We start from the raw sequence: 26,179 nt of genomic DNA, 5'->3' as shown, positions 1-26,179 counted from the left end.
GCGCGCAGGGCCAAGGCTGGCCGTGGCTGAAGGCGGCGGTACTCAGATCACAGGCGGTAGCCAGAGCCAAAGCCCGACTTATTAAGCCCGACTCCTTGAGCCCAACCCGTTGTGCCCGCCGCCAAACTTAAGACCGCCCTTGGCCCGCCCGCACCCGAGCGATCAGGGCGTCGGCAATCTGCACCGTGCGCTGGGCTTGGCCCGGGATGTAAAAGCGCCCGGCTATGCCCAGCGCCGGGGTGCCCTCGACCTGGTAGGCGTCTTGCAACTGGGTGGCGCGGCGCACCCGCCCGACCACGGCGAAGGAGTTGTAGGTTTGGGTGAACTGGGCCCGATCGAGCCCGGCGCTGGCCGCCCATTGGGCGATGGCTTCGGCGTTGTGCAGGCGCTGGCGCTGCGGGCCGTGGACGGCTTGGAACACGCGCTCGTGGTGGCTGTCGAGGCGGCCCATGGCTTCGAGGGTGTAATACAGGCGCTGCAGCGGCTCAAAATCGGGCGTAAAGCCCACCGGCACATGCCGCACCAGCACATCGGCGGGCACGGTCTGCTTCCAAGCCTTGAAGACCGGCACGAAGTTGTAGCAGTGGATGCAGGTGTAGGCGAAAAACTCCAGCACCTCGATGCGCCCAGCCGGGGCATCGACCGGCGCCGGCTGGCGCAAGCGGCGGTAGTGCGTGCCTTCACGAAAAGCCCCGGCAGTGGGTGCAGACACCGTTTGGGCGGCAAGGGGCAAAGCGCTGCCGGCGGTGGCAAGGCCGCCCAAGCCCATCAGGGCTTGAGAAAAGAGTCGTCTGTGCATGGTGCGTCCTCGGTTTGGATAGGGCACAAAAAAAGGGCTGCGCGGTCGTGCTCTGATTGGGGGTTGGACTGGGCCCTTGAAGTTCCGCGGTTTTACCAGCTGTTGCAAACCTGGGGGCAGGCTTTAGCGCGCCACGCGCACCAGCGCGGTTTCCACGTTTTGCGCTTGTAGGCGCTGGCCGATGGCGTCGGCTTCGGCTTGGGTGGCAAAGGGGCCCAGCCGCACCCGGAACATGGTGCGGCCATTTTGTTGGCGCTCGCTCACGCTGGCATCAAGGCCCAGCATGGCGAGTCGGGCGCGTTGGGCCTGCGCCTCTTCGGCGCTGCCAAAGGCGCCGGCTTGGACGAAGTAGCTGATGCCGGCGGCGGCAGCAGTTGCGGGAGTGGCGGCGGCAGCAGCGGTGCGTTGCTCGATCAACTGAGCCAGCGGGTCGGCAGCGGGCGCGGGTGCGGCGGCAGCGGGAGTGGGTGCGGCGGCAGCGGGAGTGGGTGCAGGTGCCGCGGGAGGGGCCGCAGCCGCATCCGGGGATTGCAGCGCAGCCGGCGCGGCCGGCCGGGTCGAGAGCCCGGCGTTGGGGTTCCAGTTGCGGTTTTGTTCGGCCTCCAGTGCCGCAGACCCGGCCGGCCGCTGCGTGTTGCGGTCCTCAAGCGGCGTTTCCGAGCGTGTGACGTAGAGCGCCACCAACAGCGCCAGCGCCAGCCCCAGCATCAGGCCAGCGGCGAAAGCAAGGAGACTGCCGCCGCGATGGCGGGAACGGAGCGCGGTGTACATCGGGCGATTTGCGGTGCGAGAGGGGTGGGTGGAGGCGGGTTTCACATCTTCGTGGGCGCGCTCACACCGAGCAGCGCCAAGCCATTGTGCAACACTTGCGCGGTCGCCGCCACCAGCGCCAGCCGGGCGTGTTTGAGCAGCGGGTCATCGACCAAAATCCGCTCGACGTCGTAGTAGCTGTGGTACATGGCGGCCAGTTCGCGCAGGTAAAAGCTCAGGTCGTGCGGGGCAAAATCGGCGGCGGCGTTGCTCAGCATCTCGGGGTAGCGCGCCAGCAGGCGCAGCAGCGCTTGCGCTTGCGGGCTTTGCAGCGGGCTCAGGTCGGCCGCTTGCAGCTGCTCGGGCGCACCGCCCCAAGCCGCCAGCACCGAGCAGATGCGCGCGTGCGCGTACTGCACGTAATAGACCGGGTTGTCGTTGTTTTGTTGCAGCGCCAGATCGACGTCGAAGGTGTATTCGGTGTCGGGCTTGCGCGAGAGCAGGAAAAAACGCACGGCGTCGCGGCTGGTCCACTCGATCAGGTCGCGCAGCGTCACGTAGCTGCCGGCGCGCTTCGATATTTTGACCTCTTGCCCGCCGCGCAGCACGCGCACCATGGTGTGCAGCACGTAGTCGGGGTAGCCGCTCGGGATGCCGACCCCGGCCGCTTGCAGCCCGGCGCGCACGCGCGCGATGGTGCCGTGGTGGTCGCTGCCTTGGATGTTGATGGCGCGCGCAAAACCGCGTTCCCACTTGCTGATGTGGTAGGCCACGTCGGGCACGAAGTAGGTGTAGCCGCCCTCGGTGCGGCTGCCGTCGGCGCCAATGGTGGCGGACTTGCGCATGACCCGGTCTTTGTCGTCGCCAAAATCGGTGCTGCGCAGCCACAGGGCGCCGTCTTGCTCGTAGGTGTGGCCCGATTCGACCAGGCGCTGCACGGTTTGCGCCACGCGGCCGCTGCTGTAAAGGCTGGACTCGAGGTAGTAGTGGTCGAAGCGCACCGCCAGCGCCTGCAAGTCCAGGTCTTGCTCATGGCGCAGCCAAGCCACGGCAAATTCGCGCATGCCGTCGAGGTCGGATGGGTCGCCGCTGGCGCTGTAGCTGCGGTCGTCGGCGCGCACGCTCTGGCGCGCCAGAAAACCGGCGGCGATGTCGGCGATGTAGTCGCCGTTGTAGGCGGCCTCGGGCCAGTCGGGGTCGCCCGGCTTCAGCCCCTGGGCGCGCAACTGCACGCTGCGCGCCAGCGTCTCGATCTGCACCCCAGCGTCGTTGTAATAAAACTCGCGCTGCACCTGCCAGCCTTGGGTTTGCAGCAGGTTGCAGATGGCGTCGCCCAGCGCCGCTTGGCGCGCGTGGCCGACATGCAGCGGCCCGGTCGGGTTGGCCGAGACGAACTCGACCAGCACGCGCTGGCCGTGCTCGGGCTGGTAACCAAAGCGCGCCCCGGCTTGCAGCACCTCGCGCACCACCTGCTGCTGCGCCGCCGGCTGCAAGCGCAGGTTGATGAAGCCCGGGCCGGCGATTTCGAGCGCCTGCACCCAGCGCGCAAAAGCCGCCGTGCCTTGCAAGGCCGCAACCAACTGCTGCGCCAGCTGGCGCGGCTGGGTTTTGAGCTGCTTGGCCAGCGGCATGGCGGCGGTGCAGGCCCAGTCGCCGTGCGCGGCGAGCTTGGGCGATTCGAAGCGCGCCAAGCTGGCGGCACCGGGGGCGAGGCGTTCCAGCTCGAGCGCCAAGGCGGCGAGCAGTTCGGATTTGACACTGAGCATAACCCTTGATTTTAGGCCTTCGGCGCCGTTGTACCTAAAAATGTGCCTCAAAATGCACCGAAGCCAGCGGCTGGCCGCAGCCCCTTTGCTTCATGGCTGAAATCGGCGTTCACTACGCGTTCATCAAACACCTGCATGTGCTCAGCGTGGCCTGCAGTCTGGCGCTTTTTGCGGCCCGATGGCTGGGGGGTGTTGCGGCAGGCGCCTTGGCCCATGCGCCCAAGGGTGCGCGGCCTGAGCGTGGCCATCGACACGCTGCTGCTCGTGGCCGGGCTGGCGTTGTTGCTGGGCCATGTCAGCCCTTGAGCATCCGCCCCCTCAGCCGCTCAGCCCCTCAGCGCTCGAACATCGGAAAGAGCACGTTGTTTTCCAGATGGATGTGGTGCATCAGATCGTCCACCAAACGCTCGGTGCCGGCGTACAGCGCGCGCCAGGTGGTGCAGGCGCCGGGCGGCGGGGTGTGGTTGCAGGTCAGCTCGGCGAGGCGCTCGAGCCTGGCACCGTGTTCGAGGTGCTCGTGGCGCATGACCGCAATCGGGCCCCGAATCGGCGCCTGGCCACTGCGGCGCAGCAGCGGAAACAAAATCTGCTCCTCTTTGGCCATGTGGTTTTCGAGCTCGGCTTGCATCTGCTCCAGAAAATCGGCCAGCCCGACGGGCACCGCAGGATGCGTCTGGTGCACGGCCTCGACCCGGCGCGCCATCCGCGCCAGTTCGGGCAATTGTTGCCGGTGGGTGTCGTGGTAGCGCTCCAGAATGCGGTCGATCAACTGCGCCGGGTCGCTGCAGGGGGCCAGCGGCGCGCTCTGGCGCTGCAGCGCTTCGAGCTGCTCGAGCAGGGCCGGCAACTCGTGGGTGCGCTCGGCGCAGGCCAAGGCCAAGGTGCGTTCGCCTTGGCAACAGAAATCCAGCTTGTGCTGGCGCAACAAGGCCGTGGCCCCGGGTATGGCCAGCGCGATCTGGCCCAAGGTTTGCTGCAGCAGCGGGTGCGCGATCGATGGGGTGTGCATGATGTTCCTTGCTTGAATAACCAAGCTTTATTGTCGGGAAAAAACCTGCATCCAGGGGGCGTAGGCCCTATCCTCCCAAAGTCGTATCGGCCCCTTCCGGAGCTCAGCCTCTCAGCCCGCGCGCCAAGGCGGCGAGCAGTTCGGATTTGACACTGTGCATGGGGGGATTTTAGGGCTTGTCGGGTGCGGCCGCGCCGGTGGCCGCCTCGGTGGCTGTACCGGGCTTTGGCAGCGCCGCCGCCGCTGCGGCCTTGACGGCCTCGGTCAGGCGCTGCGCGCTGAGCGGCTCGTGCGCCCAGTGGTGCCAGTACAAGGCCACCGCCACGCTGGCCCCGGGCAGCAGGTCCACCAGCGGCACCGCCGTGGCCGCCCGGCGCAGCAGGTGCAGCTCGGGCACCATGCCCCAGCCCAGCCCGAGGTCGATCGCTGCCTCGAAGGCGTCGATGGCCGGGGCGAAGTGGCGCGGGTAGTGCGCTTGGTGCAGGCCGAAGTGTTGCGCCAGAAAGCGGTCTTGCAGCGCGTCTTTGCGGTTGAAGATCACCGCCGGCCACTCCAGCAGGCGGTGCACCGACACCGCCCCTGCGGGGCTGCGGCTGCGCTGCGCTACCTCGGGCGTGGCCACGCAGCGGTAGCGCATGGTGCCCAGCGGCTCGGCCATGCAGCCGCGCATGGCCTGCGCCAGCGTGCTGACGCAGCCGATCACCTCGCCGCTGTGCAGCGCGTCGTGGGTGTGGTCCTGGTCGTCGATCCAGACATCGAGCAGCAGGCGCTGCTGCAGCAACAGGGGCGCGACCCCGGGCAGGAACCAGCTCGCCACCGAGTCGGCGTTGACGGCTACCGACAGGCTGTGCCAGTGCGTGCGCCGCTGCGGCTCGGGGGCCGCACCGGCGATCGCGTTCAGCAAGTCGGCCTCCATCAGCTGCACCCGTTTGGCGTGCGCCAGCAGGGTCTGGCCGGCGGCGGTGGCGCGCACCTGCTTGCCGCGCACCAGTAGGCGCTGGCCGAGCGCATCTTCGAGCGCCTTGAGGCGCAACGACACCGCTGCCACCGAGAGCGACAGGCTGCGCGCCGCAGCGGCAAAGCTGCGCTGCTCCACCACGGCGCTCAGGGCTTGCAGTTGGCGTGGGTCGAGCATGGGCGGTTGGGCTGGGAGTAGCAAAGGAGGTAGGCGCGTGGCGCAGCGCGGAGCCGGTGCACCGCGTTAAGTGTAATTTAAGCGAATCAATTTAATTTAAAACCCTTAAATTGCGCTGCGGCTTGCGGCACACTGCAAGGCAACCCAGCCGGCGTTGCGCGCGCCAGCCGCCCCCGATTTGTAGGAGTGCCGTCTTGACCCTGACCCTGTCCACCCCGGCTTTTTTTGCCGGCCTGCTGCTGAGCCTGTCGCTGATCATGGCGATCGGGCCGCAGAACGCCCACGTGCTGCGCATGGGGCTGCAGCGCCAGCACGTGGGCCTGACGGTGGCGGTGTGCGTGCTGGCCGACTTGGTGCTGATCGCGCTCGGGGTGCTGGGGCTGGCGCAGTTGGGTGGCTTGTCGGACAGGCTGCACGGGGCGCTGGTGGGCGCCGGCGTGGTGTTTTTGCTCATTTACGGCTGGTTGGCCTTCCAGCGCTGCCGGCAACCGCTCGGCGCGGCGGCGCCTGTGGCCGCATCAGGGGCCACGGTTGCGACCGATGCGGGCACGGGCTTGGTAGCGGGTCAGGCCAACGCAGCGGCCCCGATCACGCGCCGCCAAGCGGTGCTGGCGGCCTTGGTTTTTTCATGGCTCAACCCGCACGCCTGGCTGGACACGGCGGTGCTGATCGGCACCGCCTCGCTAGCTTGGGGGGCTGCCGGCACCGACTTTGGCTTGGGTGCGGCCACCGGCTCGGTCCTGTGGTTTTTGGTGCTGGGCGGGGCGGCATTTTGGCTGGGGCAGCGCCTGCAGTCGCTGCGCCTGTGGCGCGCCCTCGATGGGCTGGTGGCGCTGATGATGTGGGGCATGGCGGCGCTGCTGCTCTACAGCCTGTTTTGAGCGATTACACTTAAATGTTGCGGCCGCCGCCAGACGGGGCGTGCCCATTCGTTCTTATTGGAGCCCTAACCCCATGTCCACCGCCCGCACCGCCGTCGGCCGCCTGCACGTAGCCAGCGCCTTGTACGAATTTGTCAACCAGCAGGTGCTGCCCGGCACTGGCGTCGATCCGGTGGCCTTTTGGGCCGGTTTCGATGCCATCGTCGCCGATCTGGCGCCCAAAAACGCCGCCCTGCTGGCCGAGCGCGAGCGCCTGCAGGCCGAGCTGGACCGCTGGCACCGCGCGCACCCCGGCCCCATCGCCGACCTGCCCGCCTACCGCCAGTTCCTCGAGGGCATCGGCTACCTGGTGGCGCCGCCGGTGGGCGTGCGCGCTAGCACCGCCAATGTGGACGCCGAACTGGCCCTGCAAGCCGGGCCGCAGCTGGTGGTGCCGATCCTGAACGCGCGCTACGCGCTCAACGCCGCCAACGCGCGCTGGGGCTCGCTCTACGACGCGCTCTACGGCACCGACGCCATTTCTGAGGCCGGCGGCTGCGAGCGCGGGCGCAGCTACAACCCGCTGCGCGGCGCGCGCGTGATCGCGTTCGCGCGCGACTTCCTCGACCAAGCGGCGCCGCTGGCGATCGAATCGCACAAAGACGCGCGCAGCTACCGCGTGCAAGGCGGCCAGTTGCAAGTGGCGCTCGACGACGGCGCGCACACCGGCCTGCGCCACCCCGGCCAGCTGCTGGGCTACCGCGGCCAGCCCGAGGCCCCCAGCGCCCTGCTGTTGCAGCACCACGGGCTGCACTTTGAGATCGTGCTCGATCGCAGCACCGCCATCGGCGCCACCGACCCGGCCGGCATCGCCGACGTGGTGCTCGAAGCCGCGCTGTCCACCATCCTCGACCTCGAGGACTCGGTGGCCGCCGTCGATGCCGAAGACAAAATCTTGGGCTACCGCAACTGGCTCGGCATCCTGCAAGGCACGCTCACCGAAAGCTTTGACAAAGGCGGGCGCACGCTCACGCGCGGCCTCAACCCCGACCGCTACTACACCCGCGCCGATGGCAGCGGCGAGCTGCGCCTGCACGGGCGCTCGCTGCTGTTCGTGCGCAACGTCGGGCACCTGATGACCAATCCGGCCGTGCTCTACACCGACGCCCAAGGCGTGCAGCGCGAAATCCCCGAGGGCATCCTCGACGCCGTGCTCACCACCACCATCGCCTTGCACGACCTGCAAGGCCACGGCCGCCTGCCCAGCGGCGAGGCGGTGCGCAACAGCCGCAGCGGCAGCGTCTATATCGTCAAACCCAAGATGCACGGCCCGCACGAAGTGGCTTTTGCCGCCGAGATCTTTGGCCGCGTCGAGCGCCTGCTGGGCCTGCCCGACAGCACCGTCAAGCTCGGCATCATGGACGAAGAGCGGCGCACCTCGGTCAACCTCAAGGCCTGCATCGCCGCCGCAGCCAGCCGCGTGGCCTTCATCAACACCGGCTTTCTGGACCGCACCGGCGACGAGATGCACAGCGCCATGCAGGCCGGCCCCATGGTGCGCAAGGGCGAGATGAAAGCCAGCGCCTGGATCACCGCCTACGAGCGCAACAACGTGCTCGTGGGGCTGGGCATGGGCCTGCGCGGGCGGGCGCAGATCGGCAAGGGCATGTGGGCCATGCCGGACCTGATGGCGGCGATGCTGGAACAAAAAATCGCCCACCCCAAGGCCGGCGCCAACACCGCTTGGGTGCCCAGCCCGACTGCAGCCACCCTGCACGCGCTGCACTACCACCAGGTCGATGTGGCCCAGGTGCAGCAGCAGCTCGAGCGCACCGACGCCGACGCCGAGCGCGACACCCTGCTCACCGGTTTGCTCACCGTGCCCGTGGCCACCAGCCCGAACTGGAGCGCCGCCGAACGCCAGCAGGAGCTGGACAACAACATCCAAGGCATACTGGGCTACGTGGTGCGCTGGGTGGACCAAGGCGTGGGCTGCTCCAAGGTGCCCGACATCAACGACATCGGCCTGATGGAAGACCGCGCCACGCTGCGCATCAGCAGCCAGCACGTGGCCAACTGGCTGTTGCACGGCATCGTGACCGAAGCCGAGGTGCGCGCCAGCTTTGCCCGCATGGCGGCCAAGGTCGATGCGCAAAACGCCGCCGACCCGGCCTACCGCAGCCTGCTGGCCCACCCCGACGGCGCCGCCTACCAAGCCGCGCTCGACCTGGTGTTCAAAGGCTGCGCCCAGCCCAGCGGCTACACCGAGCCGCTGCTGCACGCTTGGCGCTTGAAAGTGAAGGCGGGTTGAGCTTGTAGGCTCCGGTTCGCGCCGGGTGGATCTGGGCGCTTCTGAGCGAATAGTTGGCCACCGCTTGGGACCTGTCGAGCTGAACCAGCCTCAGTCCACCCAAGCCCCCCACACCGACAGCGCCAGCAGCGCGCCCATGCTGCGGTTGAACCACAACCGCCGCTGCCCTTCGGTGAGCCAGCGGCTGAGTCGGTCTCCCGCCAGTGCCCAGGCGCCCACGCAGGGCAGGTTCACGGCGCTGAACAGCAGGCACAGCAGCACCACACCGGCCACGCCTGCGCCCGTCGGCACGTAGGCGCTGAAGAATCCCAGCACCATCACCCAGACCTTGGGGTTGACCCACTGGAACGCGGCCGCACCCCAGAAGCCGAGCGGTCGCGGGGCCTTGCCGGATTCGCTTGCAGCCGCCACCGCCCCGCTGTGGCTGGTGGCCACCCGCCACGCCAGATAAAGCAGGTAGGCCGAGCCCAGCCATTTCATGGCTTCGTGCCACTGCGGGTGCGCCACCATCCATTGCTTTAGGCCCGCGCTGGCCAGCAGCAGAATGACCAAAAGCCCCACGGACACGCCCAGCAGGTGCGGCAGCGTGCGCCGGAAGCCAAAGTTCACCCCGGAGGCCAGCAGCATGGTGTTATTGGGTCCCGGCGTGATGGAGGTGGCCAAGGCAAACAGCGCGGTGGCGGTGAGGGCGGACAGGGTGAGGTCGAACATGGTGTGGCTTCTGTGTGGAAGGAGCCAGTGGAAGGAGTGCCAGTATCCGGCAGCACATTAGTACAATCAAAAAATTGTCCTATATACAAGCCGCCCCCCACCTTAAAGGCACACCATGCCCGCCGCCCCCCACCGCCAGCAAGGTGTACCGCGAGTTGGAACGCCGCGGCTTGGTGGTGGGCGAAACCGGACGCGGCACCTTCGTGCGCGAATGGCAGGCCGATGCCGAGCGCCACGCCCTGACCGAGCGCCGGCTTGAAGCTGCCATGCCGCGCCCAGCTCCTATCGACCTGGCCTTCAACTACCCCGACACGCCCAACGCAGGTGCCTTGCTAGATGCCGCGCTGCAGGCCCTGCGCCAACTGGGCCAGATGCCCCGCCTCATGGAGCCGCAAGCCGTCGGCGGTGGCCTGCCCGAGCGGGTCGCCGTGGCGCGTCACCTGGCCGAGGTCGGCGTGGCCGTGCCAGCCGAACAGGTGCTGCTGGTGGGTGGCGCCCAGCAGGGCTTGGCATGCGCCGTCATGGCGCTCCTGCAGCCCGGCGATGTGGTGGTGGTGGACGAGCTCACCTACCCCGGCTTCACCAGCCTGGCGCAGACCCAGGCGCTGGAACTGCAGCCGCTGCGCTGGACCGATGCTGGCCCCGACCTCGACCACTTGGCGCGCGTGTTGCAGCAGCGCCCAGTGAAGCTGGTGTTCACCATGCCCACGTTGCACAACCCCACCGGCTGGGTCATGGACTTGGCCAGCCGCGAGCGTCTCGTGACACTGGCGCGTGCCCACAAGGTGTGGTTGCTGGAAGATGCCTCCTACGCTTTTCTGGCCAGCGCCGCGCCGCCGCCGCTGGCCGCACTGGCGCCCGAGCGCACCGTGTATGTGTCCAGCCTGAGCAAGAGCGTGGGCGGTGGCGTGCGGCTGGGCTATGTGGCCTTGCCGGCGCAGTTGGTGGCACGCTGTGAACGCACGCTGCGCGCCATTGCCTGGAGCCAGCCTACGCTCATGTCGGCCCTTGGGGCGCACTGGCTCGATACCGGCTGCGTGCGCCGACTGGAACAGGACAAGCGCAGCGCCGCCCGCGCCAAGCAGCAATTGGCGTTGCGCTGTCTGGCGGGGCTTAAACTGCAGTCGCATCCCGATTCGTTTTTCGTGTGGGTGCGCCTGCCCGAAGCGGTGCGCGCCGAGCCGCTCACCATGCGGTTGGCTGAGCTGGGCATTGCGGTCACGCCGTCGTCAGCATTTGCGGTGGCGGTCAGCTATCCGCACGCCATTCGGCTGAACCTAGGTGCTGCCAGCTTGGAGGTGTTGGCGTGTGCCCTGCCGGTGGTGCGCGATACCATAGAAGCCATGGAGCTGGCCTGAAAACAGGCCCTGTGGCTGCACGTACTAGAGGGCCAGCACGGTGCGGCGGAACAGCGCGCTCAGCTCAACGCCCTCGTCGGTGGCGCGGCGCTGCAGCTCGATGCCGCCGTCGGTAGCCGCGAGTTGGCGCAGCAGCAGCCATTCGATCGCGTCGTGCAGCAGGCGCTCGGCGTCCACGGCCTGGCCGCTGTCGCGCGTGCGCACCCGCAGCAGCGCGCAAGCCTGAACCGGGTCGCGCTCTAGGCACAGCTCGAGGTGCTCGCCAAAGCGTTGCGCCCAGTCCACCATCGCGTGGCACAGGCTGTAGCCCAGCGTCGGGTCGATCAACAGCTCCACCGGCTGCAGCTGCAGCTGCAGCGTCAGCCCTTGGGCCACCCATTCGTCGCGCCGGTCGTCCAGCGCGGCCTCGATCACTTGCGCCAGATCGATTTTTTCGTGGGTTTGCCGCGCCTGCCCGCTTTGCAGGCGCAGAATCTGTTGCGCCTGCTTGGCGCATTGCTGCAGCCGCAGGGCCGGGGTGGCCAGCACGCGCATTTCGGCGGCACTCAGGCGCTCGCGCTGGCGCAGCAGCTCGAGCCCGCGCAGCACCCGGTCCGCCGCTTCGGCGGCTTGGGTGCTCAATGCTGCGCTGAGCTCGGGCCAGTGCTCGGCCATGCGCCACACCGGGCCTGGCGCAGCGGGCGGCGGCTCGCTGGCGCTCGGGCTTCGGGTGGTGGGCGCTGCGTCTGAATCGGATAAGGTCATGGGGACGCACTTCGGGGGCGGTTAGGCTGGGGCAAGCTGGGGCAAGCTGGGGCAACCTAGGACGAGGCGTACGGGCCCCAGCGCACCCTTGCAGCAGAGTTTGCCACAATACGCCCATGAGCCTGTCCCCCGCCCCCTACCCCCTGTCACGCCCGCGCCGCCTGCGCCGCGACGCCTTCAGCCGCGACTTGGTGCGCGAACACCACCTGACGGCGCACGACCTGATCTACCCGGTGTTCCTGCTCGACGGTGCCAACCGCTGCGAGCCGGTGGCTTCCATGCCTGGTGTGGAGCGGCTGAGCCTCGACCGGCTGCTGCCGGTGGCCGAAGAATGCGTCGCGCTGGGCATTCCGGCGCTGGCGCTGTTTCCGGTGATCGACCCGGCGCTCAAAACCCCCGACGGGCGCGAAGCCCTCAACCCCGACGGGCTGGTGCCGCGCGCGGTAGCGGCGCTAAAAAGCCGCTTTCCGGCGCTGGGCCTGCTCACCGACGTGGCGCTGGACCCCTACACCAGCCACGGCCAAGACGGCTTGCTCGACGACAGCGGCTACATCGTCAACGACGCCACGGTGCAGGTGCTGGTGCAGCAGGCGCTGTGCCAAGCGGCGGCCGGGGTCGATATCGTGGCCCCGAGCGACATGATGGACGGGCGCATCGGCGCCATCCGCCAGGCGCTGGAGGCGCAAGGGCACGTACACACGCGCATCATGGCCTACAGTGCCAAATACGCCAGTGCCTTTTATGGCCCCTTTCGCGACGCCGTGGGCAGTGCCGCCAACCTTGGGCGCGCCGACAAAAAGGTCTATCAGATGGACCCCGGCAACAGCGACGAGTCGCTGCGCGAAGTGGCGCTCGACTTGGCCGAAGGGGCCGATATGGTGATGGTCAAACCCGGCATGCCCTACCTCGACATCGTGCGCCGGGTGAAAGACGAATTCCGCGTCCCAACCTTTGCCTACCAGGTGAGCGGCGAATACGCCATGCTCAAGGCGGCGGCGCAAAACGGCTGGCTGGCGCACGACGCCGTGATGCTCGAGAGCCTGCTGGCCTTCAAGCGCGCCGGCGCCGACGGCGTTCTGAGCTACTTTGCGCGCGAGGCGGCGCGGCTGCTGCAGCGACAATAAGGCCATGCAACACCTCTTACCCCGCCAAGCTTGGGAATGGCTGCAAGCACGCCGCGCGGCAGATGCGGAGCCGCTGTTCGTCGATGTGCGCATGGAGGTCGAGTCGCTCTACGTCGGGCGCCCGCCCGGGGTGGTGCAGGTGCCGTGGTACGAGTACCCCGAGCTCAAGCCCGACGCGCAGCGCTTCGTGCAGCAGGTGGAGCGCGAAGCCGGCAGCAAAGAGCGCCCGCTGTTGCTGATCTGCCGCAGCGGCAAACGCACGCTCGAAGCCGGGGCGGCGCTGGAAGCGGCCGGCTTTAGCGAGGTGGCGCACGTGTTGCACGGCTTTGAGGGCGACCTCGACGCCCATTTTCACCGCTCCACGCGCAACGGCTGGCGCTTCGACGGCCTGCCGTGGGAGCAAATGTGAAGCCGGTTTTGACCGCGTTGACTGCGCTCCGTGGCTGAAGCGGCGCTGGCACCCTTGGGGGCGCTGCAGCCAGAGCCCGGCCTTGGCTTGGCGCCAGCGGCACCAGAGCCGGGCGCGCTGGCGGCGCCTGCCGCTCCTGCCGCCCAATCTGCCACGGCAAACCGCTGCCTGCAGGTGCTGCAAGAAGTGTTTGGCTACCCCGCCTTCCGGGGCGCGCAAGCCGAGATCGTGGCGCATTTGAGCGACGGCGGCGACGCGCTGGTGCTCATGCCCACCGGCGGCGGCAAATCGCTGTGTTACCAGGTGCCGGCAATCGTGCGCCAGCGCGCCGGGCTGGGGCTGACGGTGGTGGTCTCGCCGCTGATCGCGCTCATGCACGACCAAGTGGGCGCGCTGCTCGAGGCCGGTGTGGAAGCGGCTTACCTCAACTCCAGCCTGAGCCCGCAGCAAGCCAGCGAAGTCGAGCGGCGCATGCTCAGCGGGGAGCTCACGCTGCTCTACGCCGCCCCCGAGCGCTTGGCCACGGCGCGCTGCATGGCGCAGCTGCAAGCGCTGTACGAGCGCGGCGCATTGAGCCTGTTCGCCATCGACGAGGCGCACTGCGTGAGCCAATGGGGGCACGATTTCCGGCCCGACTACCGCGGGCTGGTGGCGCTGCACGAGCGCTTTCCCGGCGTGCCGCGCATCGCCCTCACCGCCACCGCCGACGCGCTCACGCGCGCCGACATCGTCGAGCAGCTGCGCTTGCAACAGGCGCGCGCCTTCGTGAGCAGCTTCGACCGACCCAACATCCGCTACCGCATCGTCGAGAAAAAGGACAGCCTGCAGCAGCTGCTGCGCTTCATCGAGCGCGAGCACAGCAGCGTGGTCAACGGCCAGCGCCAGCACGACGCGGGCGTGGTCTATTGCCAGTCGCGGCGCAAGGTCGAAGACGTGGCGGCGCAGCTGGCGGCGCACGGCCTGCAGGCGCTGCCCTACCACGCCGGGCTCGATGCGGCCATGCGCCAGCGGCACCAAGACCGCTTTTTGCGCGAAGACGGGCTGATCATGGTCGCCACCATCGCCTTTGGCATGGGCATCGACAAGCCCGACGTGCGCTTCGTCGCCCACCTCGATTTGCCCAAAAATATCGAGGGCTACTACCAAGAGACCGGCCGCGCCGGCCGCGACGGTGTGGCCGCCAACGCCTGGATGGCCTACGGCCTGCAAGACGTGATCCAGCAGCGCAGCCTGATCGACGCCAGCCCGGCCGCCGACGAGTTCAAGCAGGTCATGCGCGGCAAGCTCGACGCCCTGCTGGCCTTGGCCGAGGCCAGCGACTGCCGCCGCGTGCGCCTGCTGGGCTATTTTGGCCAAGGCGCGCAGCCCTGCCACAACTGCGACAACTGCCTCGCGCCGCCCCAGACCTGGGACGCCAGCGAGGCGGCGCGCAAGCTGCTATCGTGCATCTTCAGGGTGCAGCAGGCCAGCGGCGGTGCCTTCGGGGCCGGGCACCTGATCGACATCCTGCGCGGCAAGCTCACCGAGAAGGTGCAGCAGCACGGGCACCAGCGCCTGAGCACCTTTGGCATCGGGGCCGAGTTGGGCGAGAGCGAATGGCGCAGCCTGCTGCGCCAGTTGATCGCGCGCACGGCGGTGTGGGTCGATGGCGCGCACTTCAACACCTTGCGCTTGGGCGAGGGCGCGCGCGCCGTGCTCAAAGGCGAGCAAAGCGTGAGCCTCAAGCTGCAAACCCACACCCGCACCGCCCCGGCCAGCACGGCGCGCGCGCGCAGCGCCGCCCACACGCTGCCGCTGGCGGCGCGCGAAACGCTGGCCGCGCTCAAAGCCTGGCGCGCCGAAGTGGCGCGCGAGCACAACCTGCCCGCCTACGTGATCTTCCACGACGCCACGCTCGAGGCGCTGGCGCAGCGCCTGCCGCGCACCTTGGCCGACCTGCAAGGCATCCCCGGCCTAGGGCAGAAAAAACTGCAAGCCTACGGCGAGGAAGTGCTGCGCGTGCTCGAGCGCCGGCTTTGAAGGCGGTCACGCTGGGTGCTTCGCGCGGCACCACTGGCGGCAACCCCAAGCCCGCCCAAGGTGCGCGGACTTTTGCGGTTCATAATAAAATTCCGAGAATTTCACACGCTTTTCATTAAATTCATGTTGCGCTTACAGGCCGCCCGTAAGGCCCACTCCCACACAGCCCAAAAAACAGATTTGGAAAGGCCCCTAAGCGGGGTTTTTCCACATTTGTTTTTTAGTCTTAGGAGTTGATAGCATGAACGCACCTGCGCCACCGGGCTTGGCCCTGAACGCACCCGATTGGGTCCAGCACACCCGCCTGCAGGCTTGGGTGGCCGAAATCGCCGCCCTGTGCCAGCCCGAGCGCATCGAGTGGTGCGACGGCTCCGAGGCCGAATACGACCGCTTGTGTCAGCAGATGGTCGCGGCCGGCACCCTCGAGCGTCTGAATCCTGCCAAGCGCCCCAACTCCTACCTCGCCCGCACCGACCCCTCCGACGTGGCGCGGGTCGAAGACCGCACCTACATCTGCTCCGAACGTCCCGAAGACGCCGGCCCGACCAACAACTGGATGGCCCCGGCGCAGATGCGCGCCACCTTGCAACCGCTCTTTGCCGGTTGCATGCGCGGGCGCACGCTGTACGTGATCGCTTTTTCCATGGGGCCGCTGGGCTCGCCGATCTCGCACATCGGCGTCGAGCTTTCCGACAGCCCCTACGTGGTCGTCAACATGCGCCACATGACGCGCATGGGCCGCGCCGTGTACCAGGTGCTGGGCCGCGACGGCGAGTTCGTGCCCTGTGTACACACCGTCGGCGCGCCGCTGCAGCCGGGGCAGGCCGATGGGGTCTGGCCCTGCAACCCGGCCACCAAGTACATCGTGCACTACCCCGAGACGCGCGAAATCTGGTCCTATGGCTCCGGCTACGGCGGCAACGCGCTGCTGGGCAAAAAGTGCTTAGCGCTGCGCATCGCCTCGACCATGGGGCGCGCCGCCGCGCAAGGCAGCGGCAGCAACCCCGGCTGGCTGGCCGAGCACATGCTGATTTTGGGCGTGACCAACCCGCAAGGCAAAAAGTACCACGTCGCCGCCGCCTTCCCCAGTGCCTGCGGCAAAACCAACTTCGCCATGCTGATCCCGCCCAAGGCCTTCGAGGGCTGGCAGGTGAGCACCGTGGGTGACGACATCGCTTGGATTAAGCCCGGCGCCGATGGGCGGCTGTACGCCATCAACCCCGAGGCCGGCTACTTTGGCGTCGCCCCTGGCACCAACACGCTCACCAACCCCAACTGCATGCGCAGCCTCGAGCGCGACGTGATTTTTACCAACGTTGCGCGCACCGACGACGGCGACGTCTGGTGGGAGGGCATGGGCCCAGCCCCGGCGCATGCCATCGACTGGCAGGGGCGCGACTGGACGCCGCAAGGGGCCCAAGCCAGCGGCACCAAGGCGGCGCACCCGAATGCGCGCTTCACCGTGTCGGCCACCAACAACCCGGCGCTCGACGCCGCTTGGGACGACCCGGCCGGGGTGCCGATCGACGCCTTTATCTTTGGCGGCCGGCGCAGCGACACGGTGCCGCTGGTGACGCAGGCGCGCGACTGGAACGAGGGCGTGTACATGGCCGCCACCATGGGCTCCGAAACCACTGCCGCCGCCTTTGGCGCCCAAGGCGTGGTGCGGCGCGACCCCTTTGCCATGCTGCCCTTTTGCGGCTACCACATGGGCGACTACTTCCAGCACTGGATCGACCTCGGGGCCAAGCTGAGCGCCAGCGGCGCCAAGCTGCCGGCGATTTTCTGTGTCAACTGGTTCCGCAAAGGCGCCGACGGAAAGTTCGTCTGGCCCGGCTTTGGCGACAACATGCGCGTGCTGCACTGGATGCTGCAGCGCCTCGAAGGCCAGGCGCAAGGGCAGGAACACGCCTTTGGCACCAGCCCGCGCTACACCGATTTGAACTGGGACGGGCTGGCTTTCAGCGCGCAGCAGTACGAGGCCGTGAGCGCCGTCGATGCACAGCAGTGGCGGCAAGAGCTGGCCAACCACGCCGAGCACTTCGACAAACTGGCGCAGCGCCTGCCGCCCGAGCTGTGGGCAGTCAAGGAGCGGCTGGAGCAGCGCCTAGAGGCCGAGGCGGTGGCTTAATTTCTTGGGCCCACGAAACCCGCTCAGCCCGCTGCGGCGGATTGCCGATCCTGTTGCATGCGCAATTCAGCCTGCAAGCGGGCGTCGTGTTGTGCCAGCGCCAGGAAGCGGGCGTCGGCGCGGGCCAGAGCGCGACGACGCGCCCACTGGTTCAAGGCCCAGGCAACGCGCTGGCTCATGCGGCCTGTGGTGCCGGACAGCACCAAGCAGCCGACAAACAGCAGCGCCCACAAAGCCATCCACGCCCACAGCAGGAACCCGTCTGCTTCGGTGTTCAGCCACCTTGAGCTGGCCAGCGCCAGCAAGGCCACGCCCGCCGCGAGCCCCAGCACCGCCAGCGGGCGCAACCAAAAGCGCTGTGACACGGTGTGCTGTACAGCAGGGTTTGGTGTTGCTGTGGCGGGCGCCGTTGCCGACAGGCGCGCCGAATCGTTGGTCGATGAAGACATCGTCACACTCCTTTTGCTGCAATGCAGCATAAACAGGCCCCGATATTAGGGTAAACCCTAGATGTCTGCCAAGCCTTTTTGCAAATCCTTACAGCTTGATTCCGATTGGCGGCTCTGGCACGGGAGCGGGCCGTATCCGGGTGGCCCCCGATGGGGGCAGAGGCCTACCTTATGCAAATCCAGCTGTTGAGCGATTTGCACCTCGAGGTCCAGCCCGCCTGGCAAGCCCGCCCGGCCCGTGGTGCCGATGTGTTGGTGCTGGCCGGTGACATCGGTTCTTACCAGCGCGCTCCAGTGTCCCCAGCCGTGCCTGCGGGCGCAGCCGCGGAAACCGTTGCCCATGCGCCGCCCCTGCCGTGTGCGCTGGCGGCTCCGCCCCGGATGCGCGAACCCGATTGGGGGTTGCGCCGCTTCTCACCCTTGCCGCAATACGCCGGCTGGCCCACGCCGGTGCTGTTTTGCCCTGGCAACCACGAATACGATGGGCTCGATTTCGACGCCACCCACGAGGCGCTGCGCGCCTGCTGCGAGCGCCTCGGCATCGTCTGGCTGGAGCGCGAGCAGTGGTTTTACCAGGGCGTGCGCTTTGTCGGCACCACCTTGTGGAGCGACTTTGACGCGCTGGCCGAACTGCCCCCCAGCGGCCGCGGCCTGCCCGCCGACCCGTTGGCGCGGCGCCTCAAACTGCGCGAACGCGCCTACCGCGCCGCCAACCACTACCTGCGCAAAATGCACACGCTGCGCCACGGCCAGGGTTTTGACGCCGCCGCCATGCGCGAGCAGGCGCTGCGCTGTCAAGACTGGCTGCGCGCCGCCTTGGCGCAGCCGCACGCGGGGCCGACGGTGGTGGTGACACACTTTGCCCCCAGCCTGCGCAGCCACGACCCGCGCTATGGCATCAACCCAGGCACCGCTGGTTTTTGCAACACGCTCGACGAACTGCTGCCGCTGGCCGACCTGTGGCTGCACGGGCACCTGCACTGCGCCCAGGACTACCGGGTGGGGCGCTGCCGGGTGGTGGCCAACCCGCTGGGGTATGCGGAAAAAAACGAACAGGCTGGGTTTTTGCCTGAGCATCTGATCGAGTGCCCCATGCCGCACCCCGTTGCCGACAGAGCTTAGCGCCTGCCGGCGCCCAGTTTGCGCGCCTCGCTTGGCCGGGAGCGGGAATGGGGCAAAATCGGCCGATCAACGGGTCTGGAACGGCCCACGAAAGGAGCCTGAATGCGTGTCGTGGTCCTTGGGGCGGGCATCATCGGTACCTGCAGCGCTTGGCATTTGCTGCAAGCCGGGCACGAGGTCACGCTGGTGGACCGGCAAAGCGATGCCGCGCTGGAAACTAGCTTTGCCAACGCGGCCCAAATCTCGGTCGGCTACAGCGTGCCCTGGGCCCACCCCGATACCCCCTTGAAGGCGCTGGGCTGGATGCTGCAGAACCAAGCGCCGTTGTTGTTGCGGCCGCAGTGGGATCGGGCCCAGTGGTCGTGGCTGTTGCGTTTTTTGCGCCAGTGCACGCACGGCGCCTTTGCCCACAATCTGCGGCAACTGGTGGCGCTGGCGCGCTACAGCCAGCAAGCGCTGCAAGACATTTGCGCGCAAACCGGCATCGAGTACGCGCGCAGCCAGCGCGGCATTGCGCTCTATTGCACCGATGCCGCCAGCCTGCAGGGCGCCGAGCGGGTGAGCGCCATGGTGCGTGCGCTCGGGGTGCCACGGCGCGCGCTCAACCGCGACGAGCTGCTGCAACTCGAGCCGGCGCTGCAGCCCTTTGCCGAGCGCTTGGTGGGTGGCTGCTACACGCCCACCGACGAACACGGCGATGCCCGGGTTTTCACCCAGGCGCTGGCGGCGCGTTGTCAGGGCGCAGGCGCGCAGCTGCTGTACGAGCAGCACATCGAACACCTGGCGCTCGAAGGCGGCGTGCTCAAGCGCGCGGTGCTCAAGCACCAGCACACCGGCGTGACCCGGGTGCTGCAGGCCGACGCCTTTGTGCTGGCTTGTGGCAGCGATTCGGTGGCGCTGGCGCAGCCGCTGGGTTTGAAGTTGCCGGTCTATCCGTGCAAAGGCTACAGCGCCACGCTGGCGCTGCTGCAACCCGAGCGCGCGCCCAACATTAGCCTGATCGACGATGAATGCAAAATCGCCGTCTCGCGCCTCGGGGACCAGTTGCGGGTGGCGGGCACGCTCGAGCTGGCGGGCATGGACCGCGCGCTCGATACGCCGTTGGCGCGGGCCCGCTGCGCCCGTCTGTTGCAGCGCATCGAAACGGTGTTTCCTGGGGTGGCCGACACGCGCTTGCCCGAGGCCGGTGGCCAGCCGCAGTTTTGGTGCGGTCTGCGCCCCACCACCCCCAGCAATGTGCCGCTGATCGGCCCCAGCCGCATCCCGGGGCTGTGGCTCAACGTCGGGCACGGCACCCTGGGCTGGACGCTCGGCCCCGGCTCGGGCCGCGCGCTGGCGCTGCGCATGAGCGGCCAAAATCCAAACATAAATTGGGTAAGCGGATTAAATGGTTGATCTTACCTTTGCATGAGAGTGAGACAGACCGGCATCTCATCGGATTATCTGGTTGATGCTTCACCTACTGCTGGTGCATGTTTCCTTCGCTAATTCCAGCAAGAACCCCACACGCCTCAACTTCCCGGTCATCGTTGCAACTCGCTCTCAGTGAAACGAGTTGTTTCTCAAGCGCTTGCAGAGCGGTTATCTGCGACCGCACATGAGAGATGTGATCATCGAGCAAGGCGTTGACGGCGGTACAAGGCTGATGAGGGTCGTCCTGATAGCTCTGTAGTTCGTGAATCTCAGCCAGTGACAGGCCCAGGATTCTGCAGCGACGGATGAAGGCCAGCCGCTCAACGTGTTTCTCGGTATAGACACGGTAACCGTTCTCCTGCCGACCAGGCGGCGGCAACAAGCCCTGCCGTTCGTAGAAGCGGATCGTCTGTGTATCTACCCCTACTGACTGTGCCAACTGACCAATACGCATCGGGTTCCTCCGCAACGGATTCTCTACGCTATTGACATTATAGCTACTATATAGTTTTAAATGAAAACCCGATCACATTCAAGTGGAGTCATATCATGAGTAAAAACTGCGGAGGCCCCTGTGGCGACCATGCAAGGCCTGCGGCGGATACCGATATACAGGCCTCCTCCGAGGCGCCAGGGAGATGGGTCAGTGTTTATGCCGTGCCGAAGATGGACTGTCCATCAGAAGAACGAATGATTCGCCTAGCCCTGAACGGCTTTGAGGAGATTCGGGCGCTGTCCTTCGACTTGTCGAACCGCCGGCTGAAGGTCGTGCATGACGGCGAGGTCGAGCCCGTCACCTCGAAACTGAAGACCTTGGGGCTAGGCGCCTCGCTTCAGGAAACCGTCGCTGCAAATCCGGAGACCATCAAGGCCGCCGAGTTTTCGGCAGCTTCTGCTAAGCAAGAATCCGGGACCCTGCGCTGGTTGCTCGGCATCAATGCACTTCTGTTCGTGGTGGAAATGACTGCCGGTCTGATGGCTCAGTCAACTGGCCTCATTGCAGAGTCCCTGGACAATTTTGCTGATGCGGCAGTGTACGGACTCGCTCTTTATGCGGTTGGGCATAGCGTGAAAAGGCAGGTCCGTGTTGCGCACGTTGCTGGTGTGGTCCAACTGGTTTTGGCTGTTGGCGTACTCGTAGAGGTCGTGAGGCGCTTTGTATTCGGTAGTGAGCCTGAATGGCTGGTGATGATAGCCATCGCATTCGTCGCATTGATTGCCAATACCGCCTGTCTGCTGATGGTATCCAAACATCGAGGGGGCGGAGCTCATATGAAGGCTAGCTGGATATTTTCGGTCAACGACGTGGTGATCAACCTGGGGGTCATCACCGCCGGCGCCCTGGTCGCGTGGACCGGGTCCAATTATCCGGATCTGATTATCGGCACCATCGCGGGGGTCATTGTACTTAACGGTGCCAGACGCATTCTGGCGTTGAAGGGTTAAATAATGTTCATTATTGGCAAAAAGCTCTCGCCGTATGCCCTATTGTCCATATCGGGCCTGCTGGCAGCGTCTGATCAGGCTGTAAAGTGGCTGGTGCAGCAATCAATGGCCTATGGCGAGTATGTTTCGGTGACCCCGTTCTTTAACTGGGTGCACCTATGGAACACCGGTGCCGCATTCAGTCTTTTTGCGAATGGTGGAGGCTGGCAGCGCTACTTTTTTATCGGAATCGCGGTAGTGGTCTCGATTTTTCTGATCAAGCTGATCCTTGAAAATCGTCATAAAGGAGAAGCCATCGCTTACAGTCTTATCCTCGGTGGCGCCATGGGCAACCTGATTGACCGGGTCTTTCGCGGCTATGTTGTGGATTCCTTTGATTTCTATTGGCGAGACTGGCATTGGCCGGCCTTCAACCTGGCTGATATTGCAATTGTCCTCGGTGCCTTACTTTTAGTTTCCAGCAGCTTGTTGGGTAAAAAAGCAAACACCAATGCCGAGCCGGATGGATCTGACTGACACCTACGCCTATACAACACCATGACCGAACTTCCCGACAACATCCTTCACCTGCCGCAATACCAAGTACTGGGCTGCAAATCAACCGACGACGAAATGCACTTCCAGGTGGACGTGCCCGATCCCATCGCCTGCGAGGAATGCGGCGTGCAGGGTGAGTTCGTACGGTTCGGCAAGCGTGACGTTCCCTATCGTGATCTGCCCATCCACGGCAAGCGGGTCACTCTCTGGGTGGTCCGCCGCCGATACACCTGCCGGGCCTGCAAGACAACATTCAGGCCCCAGCTACCGGAGATGGTGGACGGATTCCGTATGACACTGCGGCTGCATGAGTACGTGGAGAAGGAATCCTTCAGCCACCCCTACACCTTTGTGGCGGCACAGACCGGCCTGGACGAGAAGACGGTGCGCGACATCTTCAACGCCCGCGCCGAGTTCCTGGGGCGCTGGCACCGCTTCGAGACGCCCCGCATCCTGGGCATTGACGAGCTATACCTGAACAAGCGCTACCGCTGCATTCTGACCAACATTGAGGAGCGAACCCTGCTCGACCTGCTGGCCACCCGCCGCCAGGACGTGGTGACCAACTACCTGATGAAGCTGAAAGACCGGCAGAAGGTCGAGATCGTCAGCATGGACATGTGGAACCCCTACCGGGCAGCGGTCAAGGCTGTGCTGCCCCAGGCCCGTATCGTGGTCGATAAGTTCCATGTGGTGCGCATGGCCAACGATGCCCTAGAGAGAGTGCGCAAGGGCCTCAGAAAGGAGCTGAAACCGTCCCAGAGCCGGACTCTCAAGGGAGACCGGAAAATCCTGCTGAAACGCGCTCACGAAGTCTCAGACCGGGAGCGCCTCATCATGGAGACCTGGACAGGCGCGTTCCCGCAACTGCTGGCCGCCTACGAGCACAAGGAGCGCTTCTACGGCATCTGGGACGCCACCACACGGCTCCAGGCAGAAGCCGCCCTGGACGAGTGGATAGCCACCATCCCGAAGGGCCAAAAGGAAGTCTGGAGCGATCTGGTCAGGGCAGTGGGAAACTGGCGCGAAGAGACCATCACCTACTTCGAGACGGACATGCCCGTCACCAACGCTTACACGGAGTCCATCAACCGACTGGCCAAGGACAAGAACCGTGAAGGGCGCGGTTACTCCTTCGAGGTGATGCGGGCACGAATGCTCTACACCACGAAGCACAAGAAGAAGGCACCGACTGCGAAGGTCTCTCCTTTCTACAAGAAAACCATCGGTTACGGACTGCCGGACTTCGCAGAGGAACTCAACTACGGAGTCGATCTATCAACCATCTGAGGGTGGTATCAGATTGATGGGGTGAAGGTGCCCCATCAACCATTAAATCCGTATACCCCATAAATTTTTCGTTTTTAGGGCTTGATTGACGCCTTGGGGTGGCGCACAATGAAAAGATTTGCCGGATAGCTTAAAATAAACGTTCAAGGAGTGACAGGGTGGCCAAACGGTTTTTAATCGTGGATGACAGTCGCGTCTCGCGCATGATCATCAAAAGCAAAGTGGCCTCACTTGGTGTGGACTGGGAGCTGCAGGAGGCCGTTTCGGGTGACGCCGCACTGGAGCAGGCGCTACACTGGCAGCCCGATTTCGTCACCATGGATGTAAACATGCCTGGCCTGAGTGGTTTTGACGCTGCACAGCGACTGCGCGAGCTCTATCCCCAAGTGGCCGTGGTCTTGCTCACAGCCAATGTCCAAGAAAGCAGCCGCGAACGCGCCAATCTGCTGGGGGTGCATTTTGTCTCCAAGCCGGTGACCGAAGCCGCTATAGAGCAGGTGGTGCGGCATTTTCAGGCGGCGGCATGAAGCTGAGCGAACTTGAACACGATGCCTTGGTCGAGGTCTTCAACCTCGGTGTCGGGCAAGCGGCCAGTGCCCTGAGCCAACTGGCCGGTGAGCCGGTGCTGTTGACGGTGCCCAAAGTCGAGCTGTTAAGCAAGCAGGCCGTGCTGGACCAGTTCAGCTCCGACCCGGGTGCACGCATCAGCGCTGTGCGCCAAACCTTCGAAGGCGAGCTGTGCACCGAGGCCCTGCTCATGTTCCCGGCTGCGCAGAGCTTGCGCCTGGTGCAGATCATGGTCGGCGAAAACCTGCCGCTCGAAGACTTGGGCGAAATGGAGCAGGAGGCGTTGGCCGAAATCGGCAACATCTTGCTCAACTCGGTGCTGGCCAGTGTGTCGGACCAGCTTGAGCTGGTGCTCGAGGGCTCCTTGCCCGAGGTGGAGCTGGGGGTGGTTTCTGACGTCTTGCTGACCGAGCACGACCACAGCCGGCCGTTTCTGAGCCTGCAGGTACGCTTCGAGATCGCTTCCAGGCGCATCGAGGGTTACCTGGTGTTTGTGCTCGACGTCTGCTCTGCTGCGTTGCTCGAGCGGAAATTGGCTGCGCTGATCAAGCGCTTGCAGTGCGAATGATGAGCAAGATTGCCGCGCCTTCCACATTGGGCTTCGAGTGGGTTTTGGGCAACGTTCAGCTCGGCGTGCTGGTGCTGGACACTGCGCTCCAGGTGCGTTTTGCCAATCCTTGGCTCCTGCGACGGGCACGCTTGCCAGCGAACCAGGTTGTAGGGCGCGAGCTGTACGAAGTCTTTCCGGGCTTGCGTGGCAGCCACTTCGCGTCGCGCCTGCAGCACTGCCTTAACACAGGTTTTCCGGTCTTGCTCTCGGAATCCTTGAATCCAGCCGAGCTGCCTCTGTATGCCACCACAGGCCCAGCGACGCCCGAAAAGCGGCTCAAGCAATCCATCCAGATCATGCCCATGCCCGCCGAAGTGGCGCAGGCGGCGGGCGAGCGCCTGGTTTTAATCCAGGTCAGCGACGTGACGCCGGCGGTGGCGCGCGAACGCCTGCTCAAGCAGCAGGCTGAGCGCATGCACGCCATGGCGCACCTCGATGCGCTCACCGACATCGGCAATCGGCGCCATTTCGACCTCATGTACGCCCGTGAGTGGCGCCAAGCGCTGCGTGCGCGCAGGCCGCTGTCATTGGTGTTGTTCGATGTCGATCACTTCAAAAGCTACAACGACCATTACGGCCATGTGCAGGGCGATGCTTGTCTCAAGGCTGTGGCGGGCGTGATCGAGTCCTTGGCCATCCGACCGCTCGACGTGGTGTGCCGCTACGGTGGCGAAGAAATCGCCATGCTGCTGCCGGAAACCGATTTGTACGGAGCGCTGCAGCAGGCGCAACTGGCCCTAGACAGGGTGCGCGAGCGCGCCTTGGAGCATGCAGGCTGCGAGCGCGGTGTGCTCACTTTGAGCGCAGGCGTGGCGTGCGAATTGCCTGAGCCCGGCCAAGCTGCAGACACCTTGTTGCTCATGGCCGACCGGGCGCTGTACCAAGCCAAAAGGCAGGGGCGCGACCGGGTATGTACTTTGCAACTGGCTGACATCCTCCAAACCTGATGCGGTGCAGCCAAGCTCTGCGTTAAACAATGCATGTACCCACTCCTGACACCGTGCGCGCCGCGCTGGGGCGTTTTGCCACCGGCGTGACGATCGTTACCACCCGCTCCAGCACCGGCCAACCGCTGGGGCTGACGGTGAACTCCTTCAACTCGGTGTCGCTGCAGCCGCCGCTGGTGCTCTGGAGCTTGGGGCTGCGCTCTGGTGCCCTGCCGGTGTTTATGCAGGCCCAGCACTACGCCATCCATGTGCTGAGCGCGCAGCAGCGCGATTTGGCGTTGCGTTTCGCGGCGCAGGGGGTGGATCGTTGGCAGGGGGTGGAGTTTGCGGAAGGCTTGGGTGGCGTGCCCTTGCTGCCCGGGGTGGTGGCCAGCTTTGAATGCCGCAGCCGCAGCCGCTACGAAGAGGGCGACCACGTGATTTTTGTGGGCGAAGTCGAGCGCTGTCAGCACCGCCTCGAGGTGCGCCCCCTGCTCTACCACGGCGGGCGGTTTTACACCGAGCACCCGCTGTAGCGCGCCACCCGGGCGGCGGCCATGGCCACGGCGGCGCTGGCGAGCAAAAAAAAGCCAGCTCGAGGCTGGCTGGGTGCTTGCGCTGCAGGGTGCTCTTGGTGGCGCCTTGGTGCGAACCGGCTGATGCGCCGGAATGGAAGTCCAAGCTTCGAATTGT

At 65.9% G+C, this 26,179-nt stretch carries 25 protein-coding genes; 16 read left to right on the top strand and 9 right to left on the bottom strand.

The window, feature by feature from the left end; all coding sequences use genetic code 11:
• Positions 1–127 precede the first annotated feature (127 nt).
• The 5 genes from ACVMK0_RS10810 to argP all read right to left on the bottom strand — a co-directional run bounded on the left by ACVMK0_RS10810 (position 128) and on the right by argP (position 5,459).
• Positions 128–799, bottom strand: coding sequence for a thiol:disulfide interchange protein DsbA/DsbL (locus ACVMK0_RS10810; protein WP_045536976.1), 672 nt, complete (start codon positions 797–799; stop codon positions 128–130).
• Positions 800–922: 123 nt separating this feature from the next.
• On the bottom strand, positions 923–1,570 hold the full coding sequence (locus tag ACVMK0_RS10805; RefSeq protein WP_476463794.1) for an SPOR domain-containing protein: 648 nt from the start codon (positions 1,568–1,570) through the stop codon (positions 923–925).
• Positions 1,571–1,611: 41 nt separating this feature from the next.
• On the bottom strand, positions 1,612–3,315 hold the full coding sequence (gene argS / locus ACVMK0_RS10800; protein ID WP_476463793.1) for an arginine--tRNA ligase: 1,704 nt from the start codon (positions 3,313–3,315) through the stop codon (positions 1,612–1,614).
• 334 nt (positions 3,316–3,649) lie between these two features.
• The gene (ytfE, locus tag ACVMK0_RS10795) at positions 3,650–4,324 is read right to left on the bottom strand and encodes an iron-sulfur cluster repair protein YtfE (RefSeq protein WP_250960291.1); all 675 of its coding nucleotides are present in this window, start codon (positions 4,322–4,324) and stop codon (positions 3,650–3,652) included.
• Between the two features lie 169 nt (positions 4,325–4,493).
• Complete coding sequence (gene argP / locus ACVMK0_RS10790) at positions 4,494–5,459, bottom strand: HTH-type transcriptional regulator ArgP (RefSeq protein WP_476463792.1); 966 nt, start codon at positions 5,457–5,459, stop codon at positions 4,494–4,496.
• A 200-nt stretch (positions 5,460–5,659) separates the two neighbouring features.
• Here argP and ACVMK0_RS10785 point away from each other — a divergent pair, with 200 nt between their 5' ends.
• Complete coding sequence (locus ACVMK0_RS10785; protein ID WP_476464687.1) at positions 5,660–6,340, top strand: LysE/ArgO family amino acid transporter; 681 nt, start codon at positions 5,660–5,662, stop codon at positions 6,338–6,340.
• Between the two features lie 73 nt (positions 6,341–6,413).
• Entirely contained in the window at positions 6,414–8,630 is a 2,217-nt protein-coding gene (locus tag ACVMK0_RS10780; protein ID WP_476463791.1) for a malate synthase G, read from the top strand.
• Positions 8,631–8,720: 90 nt separating this feature from the next.
• On the opposite strand, the gene ACVMK0_RS10775 is transcribed toward ACVMK0_RS10780, so the two are convergent.
• On the bottom strand, positions 8,721–9,341 hold the full coding sequence (locus ACVMK0_RS10775) for a LysE family translocator (RefSeq protein WP_476463790.1): 621 nt from the start codon (positions 9,339–9,341) through the stop codon (positions 8,721–8,723).
• A 143-nt stretch (positions 9,342–9,484) separates the two neighbouring features.
• Here ACVMK0_RS10775 and ACVMK0_RS10770 point away from each other — a divergent pair, with 143 nt between their 5' ends.
• Positions 9,485–10,699, top strand: a complete 1,215-nt coding sequence (locus ACVMK0_RS10770; protein ID WP_476463789.1) for an aminotransferase-like domain-containing protein — start codon at positions 9,485–9,487, stop codon at positions 10,697–10,699.
• Positions 10,700–10,723: 24 nt separating this feature from the next.
• Here ACVMK0_RS10770 and ACVMK0_RS10765 read toward each other — a convergent pair whose 3' ends face one another.
• Entirely contained in the window at positions 10,724–11,443 is a 720-nt protein-coding gene (locus ACVMK0_RS10765) for a hypothetical protein (RefSeq protein ID WP_476463788.1), read from the bottom strand.
• A gap of 116 nt (positions 11,444–11,559) precedes the next feature.
• Here ACVMK0_RS10765 and hemB point away from each other — a divergent pair, with 116 nt between their 5' ends.
• The 4 genes from hemB (at position 11,560) to ACVMK0_RS10745 (ending at position 17,126) form a co-directional block, all read left to right on the top strand.
• Positions 11,560–12,567 carry a porphobilinogen synthase gene (hemB, locus tag ACVMK0_RS10760; protein ID WP_476463787.1) on the top strand — a complete coding sequence of 336 codons (1,008 nt, stop codon included), beginning with the start codon at positions 11,560–11,562 and terminating at the stop codon, positions 12,565–12,567.
• A gap of 4 nt (positions 12,568–12,571) precedes the next feature.
• The gene (locus ACVMK0_RS10755; protein ID WP_250960283.1) at positions 12,572–12,976 is read left to right on the top strand and encodes a rhodanese-like domain-containing protein; all 405 of its coding nucleotides are present in this window, start codon (positions 12,572–12,574) and stop codon (positions 12,974–12,976) included.
• A gap of 117 nt (positions 12,977–13,093) precedes the next feature.
• Positions 13,094–14,995, top strand: a complete 1,902-nt coding sequence (gene recQ, locus ACVMK0_RS10750) for a DNA helicase RecQ (protein ID WP_231851292.1) — start codon at positions 13,094–13,096, stop codon at positions 14,993–14,995.
• 241 nt (positions 14,996–15,236) lie between these two features.
• Entirely contained in the window at positions 15,237–17,126 is a 1,890-nt protein-coding gene (locus ACVMK0_RS10745; RefSeq protein ID WP_476463786.1) for a phosphoenolpyruvate carboxykinase (GTP), read from the top strand.
• 23 nt (positions 17,127–17,149) lie between these two features.
• Here ACVMK0_RS10745 and ACVMK0_RS10740 read toward each other — a convergent pair whose 3' ends face one another.
• Positions 17,150–17,575 carry a hypothetical protein gene (locus ACVMK0_RS10740; protein WP_476463785.1) on the bottom strand — a complete coding sequence of 142 codons (426 nt, stop codon included), beginning with the start codon at positions 17,573–17,575 and terminating at the stop codon, positions 17,150–17,152.
• A gap of 171 nt (positions 17,576–17,746) precedes the next feature.
• Between ACVMK0_RS10740 and ACVMK0_RS10735 the strand changes: the two genes are divergently transcribed.
• Both ACVMK0_RS10735 and ACVMK0_RS10730 read left to right on the top strand, forming a co-directional pair.
• Positions 17,747–18,697: a metallophosphoesterase gene (locus ACVMK0_RS10735; protein ID WP_045536956.1), complete on the top strand. Its 951-nt coding sequence runs from the start codon at positions 17,747–17,749 to the stop codon at positions 18,695–18,697.
• A 102-nt stretch (positions 18,698–18,799) separates the two neighbouring features.
• Positions 18,800–20,092, top strand: a complete 1,293-nt coding sequence (locus tag ACVMK0_RS10730) for a D-amino acid dehydrogenase (RefSeq protein ID WP_476463784.1) — start codon at positions 18,800–18,802, stop codon at positions 20,090–20,092.
• Positions 20,093–20,156: 64 nt separating this feature from the next.
• On the opposite strand, the gene cadR is transcribed toward ACVMK0_RS10730, so the two are convergent.
• Complete coding sequence (gene cadR / locus ACVMK0_RS10725; RefSeq protein WP_003462224.1) at positions 20,157–20,564, bottom strand: Cd(II)/Pb(II)-responsive transcriptional regulator; 408 nt, start codon at positions 20,562–20,564, stop codon at positions 20,157–20,159.
• 95 nt (positions 20,565–20,659) lie between these two features.
• On the opposite strand from cadR, the gene ACVMK0_RS10720 reads away from it, so the two are divergent.
• The 7 genes from ACVMK0_RS10720 (at position 20,660) to ACVMK0_RS10690 (ending at position 26,022) form a co-directional block, all read left to right on the top strand.
• Positions 20,660–21,556, top strand: a complete 897-nt coding sequence (locus ACVMK0_RS10720) for a cation efflux transmembrane domain-containing protein (protein ID WP_476463783.1) — start codon at positions 20,660–20,662, stop codon at positions 21,554–21,556.
• 3 nt (positions 21,557–21,559) lie between these two features.
• Entirely contained in the window at positions 21,560–22,072 is a 513-nt protein-coding gene (lspA, locus tag ACVMK0_RS10715; protein WP_476463782.1) for a signal peptidase II, read from the top strand.
• Between the two features lie 21 nt (positions 22,073–22,093).
• Positions 22,094–23,383 carry an ISL3-like element ISPpu12 family transposase gene (locus ACVMK0_RS10710; protein ID WP_476463781.1) on the top strand — a complete coding sequence of 430 codons (1,290 nt, stop codon included), beginning with the start codon at positions 22,094–22,096 and terminating at the stop codon, positions 23,381–23,383.
• A gap of 179 nt (positions 23,384–23,562) precedes the next feature.
• Positions 23,563–23,910 carry a response regulator gene (locus ACVMK0_RS10705; RefSeq protein WP_231851206.1) on the top strand — a complete coding sequence of 116 codons (348 nt, stop codon included), beginning with the start codon at positions 23,563–23,565 and terminating at the stop codon, positions 23,908–23,910.
• Positions 23,907–24,518 (top strand): chemotaxis protein CheC, encoded by a 612-nt coding sequence (locus tag ACVMK0_RS10700; protein WP_476463780.1) that lies wholly within the window; start codon positions 23,907–23,909, stop codon positions 24,516–24,518. The genes ACVMK0_RS10705 and ACVMK0_RS10700 overlap by 4 nt, the downstream gene beginning before the upstream one ends.
• On the top strand, positions 24,515–25,507 hold the full coding sequence (locus tag ACVMK0_RS10695; protein ID WP_476463779.1) for a sensor domain-containing diguanylate cyclase: 993 nt from the start codon (positions 24,515–24,517) through the stop codon (positions 25,505–25,507). The genes ACVMK0_RS10700 and ACVMK0_RS10695 overlap by 4 nt, the downstream gene beginning before the upstream one ends.
• Positions 25,508–25,536: 29 nt before the next feature.
• Entirely contained in the window at positions 25,537–26,022 is a 486-nt protein-coding gene (locus ACVMK0_RS10690) for a flavin reductase family protein (RefSeq protein ID WP_045536948.1), read from the top strand.
• Positions 26,023–26,179: the final 157 nt, after the last annotated feature.

Source organism: Serpentinimonas sp. SSL01, assembly GCF_056323735.1.
This window is presented reverse-complemented; position numbering and strand designations above follow the sequence as displayed.

Excerpts from the sequence above, each read along its gene's own strand:
- ACVMK0_RS10810 (WP_045536976.1), bottom strand. The coding sequence starts at position 799 with ATGCACAGACGACTCTTTTCTCAAGCCCTGATGGGCTTGGGCGGCCTT.
- ACVMK0_RS10805 (WP_476463794.1), bottom strand. The coding sequence starts at position 1,570 with ATGTACACCGCGCTCCGTTCCCGCCATCGCGGCGGCAGTCTCCTTGCT.
- argS (WP_476463793.1), bottom strand. The coding sequence starts at position 3,315 with ATGCTCAGTGTCAAATCCGAACTGCTCGCCGCCTTGGCGCTCGAGCTG.
- ytfE (WP_250960291.1), bottom strand. The coding sequence starts at position 4,324 with ATGCACACCCCATCGATCGCGCACCCGCTGCTGCAGCAAACCTTGGGC.
- argP (WP_476463792.1), bottom strand. The coding sequence starts at position 5,459 with ATGCTCGACCCACGCCAACTGCAAGCCCTGAGCGCCGTGGTGGAGCAG.
- ACVMK0_RS10780 (WP_476463791.1), top strand. The coding sequence starts at position 6,414 with ATGTCCACCGCCCGCACCGCCGTCGGCCGCCTGCACGTAGCCAGCGCC.
- ACVMK0_RS10775 (WP_476463790.1), bottom strand. The coding sequence starts at position 9,341 with ATGTTCGACCTCACCCTGTCCGCCCTCACCGCCACCGCGCTGTTTGCC.
- ACVMK0_RS10765 (WP_476463788.1), bottom strand. The coding sequence starts at position 11,443 with ATGACCTTATCCGATTCAGACGCAGCGCCCACCACCCGAAGCCCGAGC.
- hemB (WP_476463787.1), top strand. The coding sequence starts at position 11,560 with ATGAGCCTGTCCCCCGCCCCCTACCCCCTGTCACGCCCGCGCCGCCTG.
- ACVMK0_RS10755 (WP_250960283.1), top strand. The coding sequence starts at position 12,572 with ATGCAACACCTCTTACCCCGCCAAGCTTGGGAATGGCTGCAAGCACGC.
- ACVMK0_RS10745 (WP_476463786.1), top strand. The coding sequence starts at position 15,237 with ATGAACGCACCTGCGCCACCGGGCTTGGCCCTGAACGCACCCGATTGG.
- ACVMK0_RS10740 (WP_476463785.1), bottom strand. The coding sequence starts at position 17,575 with ATGTCTTCATCGACCAACGATTCGGCGCGCCTGTCGGCAACGGCGCCC.
- ACVMK0_RS10735 (WP_045536956.1), top strand. The coding sequence starts at position 17,747 with ATGCAAATCCAGCTGTTGAGCGATTTGCACCTCGAGGTCCAGCCCGCC.
- ACVMK0_RS10730 (WP_476463784.1), top strand. The coding sequence starts at position 18,800 with ATGCGTGTCGTGGTCCTTGGGGCGGGCATCATCGGTACCTGCAGCGCT.
- cadR (WP_003462224.1), bottom strand. The coding sequence starts at position 20,564 with ATGCGTATTGGTCAGTTGGCACAGTCAGTAGGGGTAGATACACAGACG.
- ACVMK0_RS10720 (WP_476463783.1), top strand. The coding sequence starts at position 20,660 with ATGAGTAAAAACTGCGGAGGCCCCTGTGGCGACCATGCAAGGCCTGCG.
- lspA (WP_476463782.1), top strand. The coding sequence starts at position 21,560 with ATGTTCATTATTGGCAAAAAGCTCTCGCCGTATGCCCTATTGTCCATA.
- ACVMK0_RS10710 (WP_476463781.1), top strand. The coding sequence starts at position 22,094 with ATGACCGAACTTCCCGACAACATCCTTCACCTGCCGCAATACCAAGTA.
- ACVMK0_RS10700 (WP_476463780.1), top strand. The coding sequence starts at position 23,907 with ATGAAGCTGAGCGAACTTGAACACGATGCCTTGGTCGAGGTCTTCAAC.
- ACVMK0_RS10695 (WP_476463779.1), top strand. The coding sequence starts at position 24,515 with ATGATGAGCAAGATTGCCGCGCCTTCCACATTGGGCTTCGAGTGGGTT.
- ACVMK0_RS10690 (WP_045536948.1), top strand. The coding sequence starts at position 25,537 with ATGCATGTACCCACTCCTGACACCGTGCGCGCCGCGCTGGGGCGTTTT.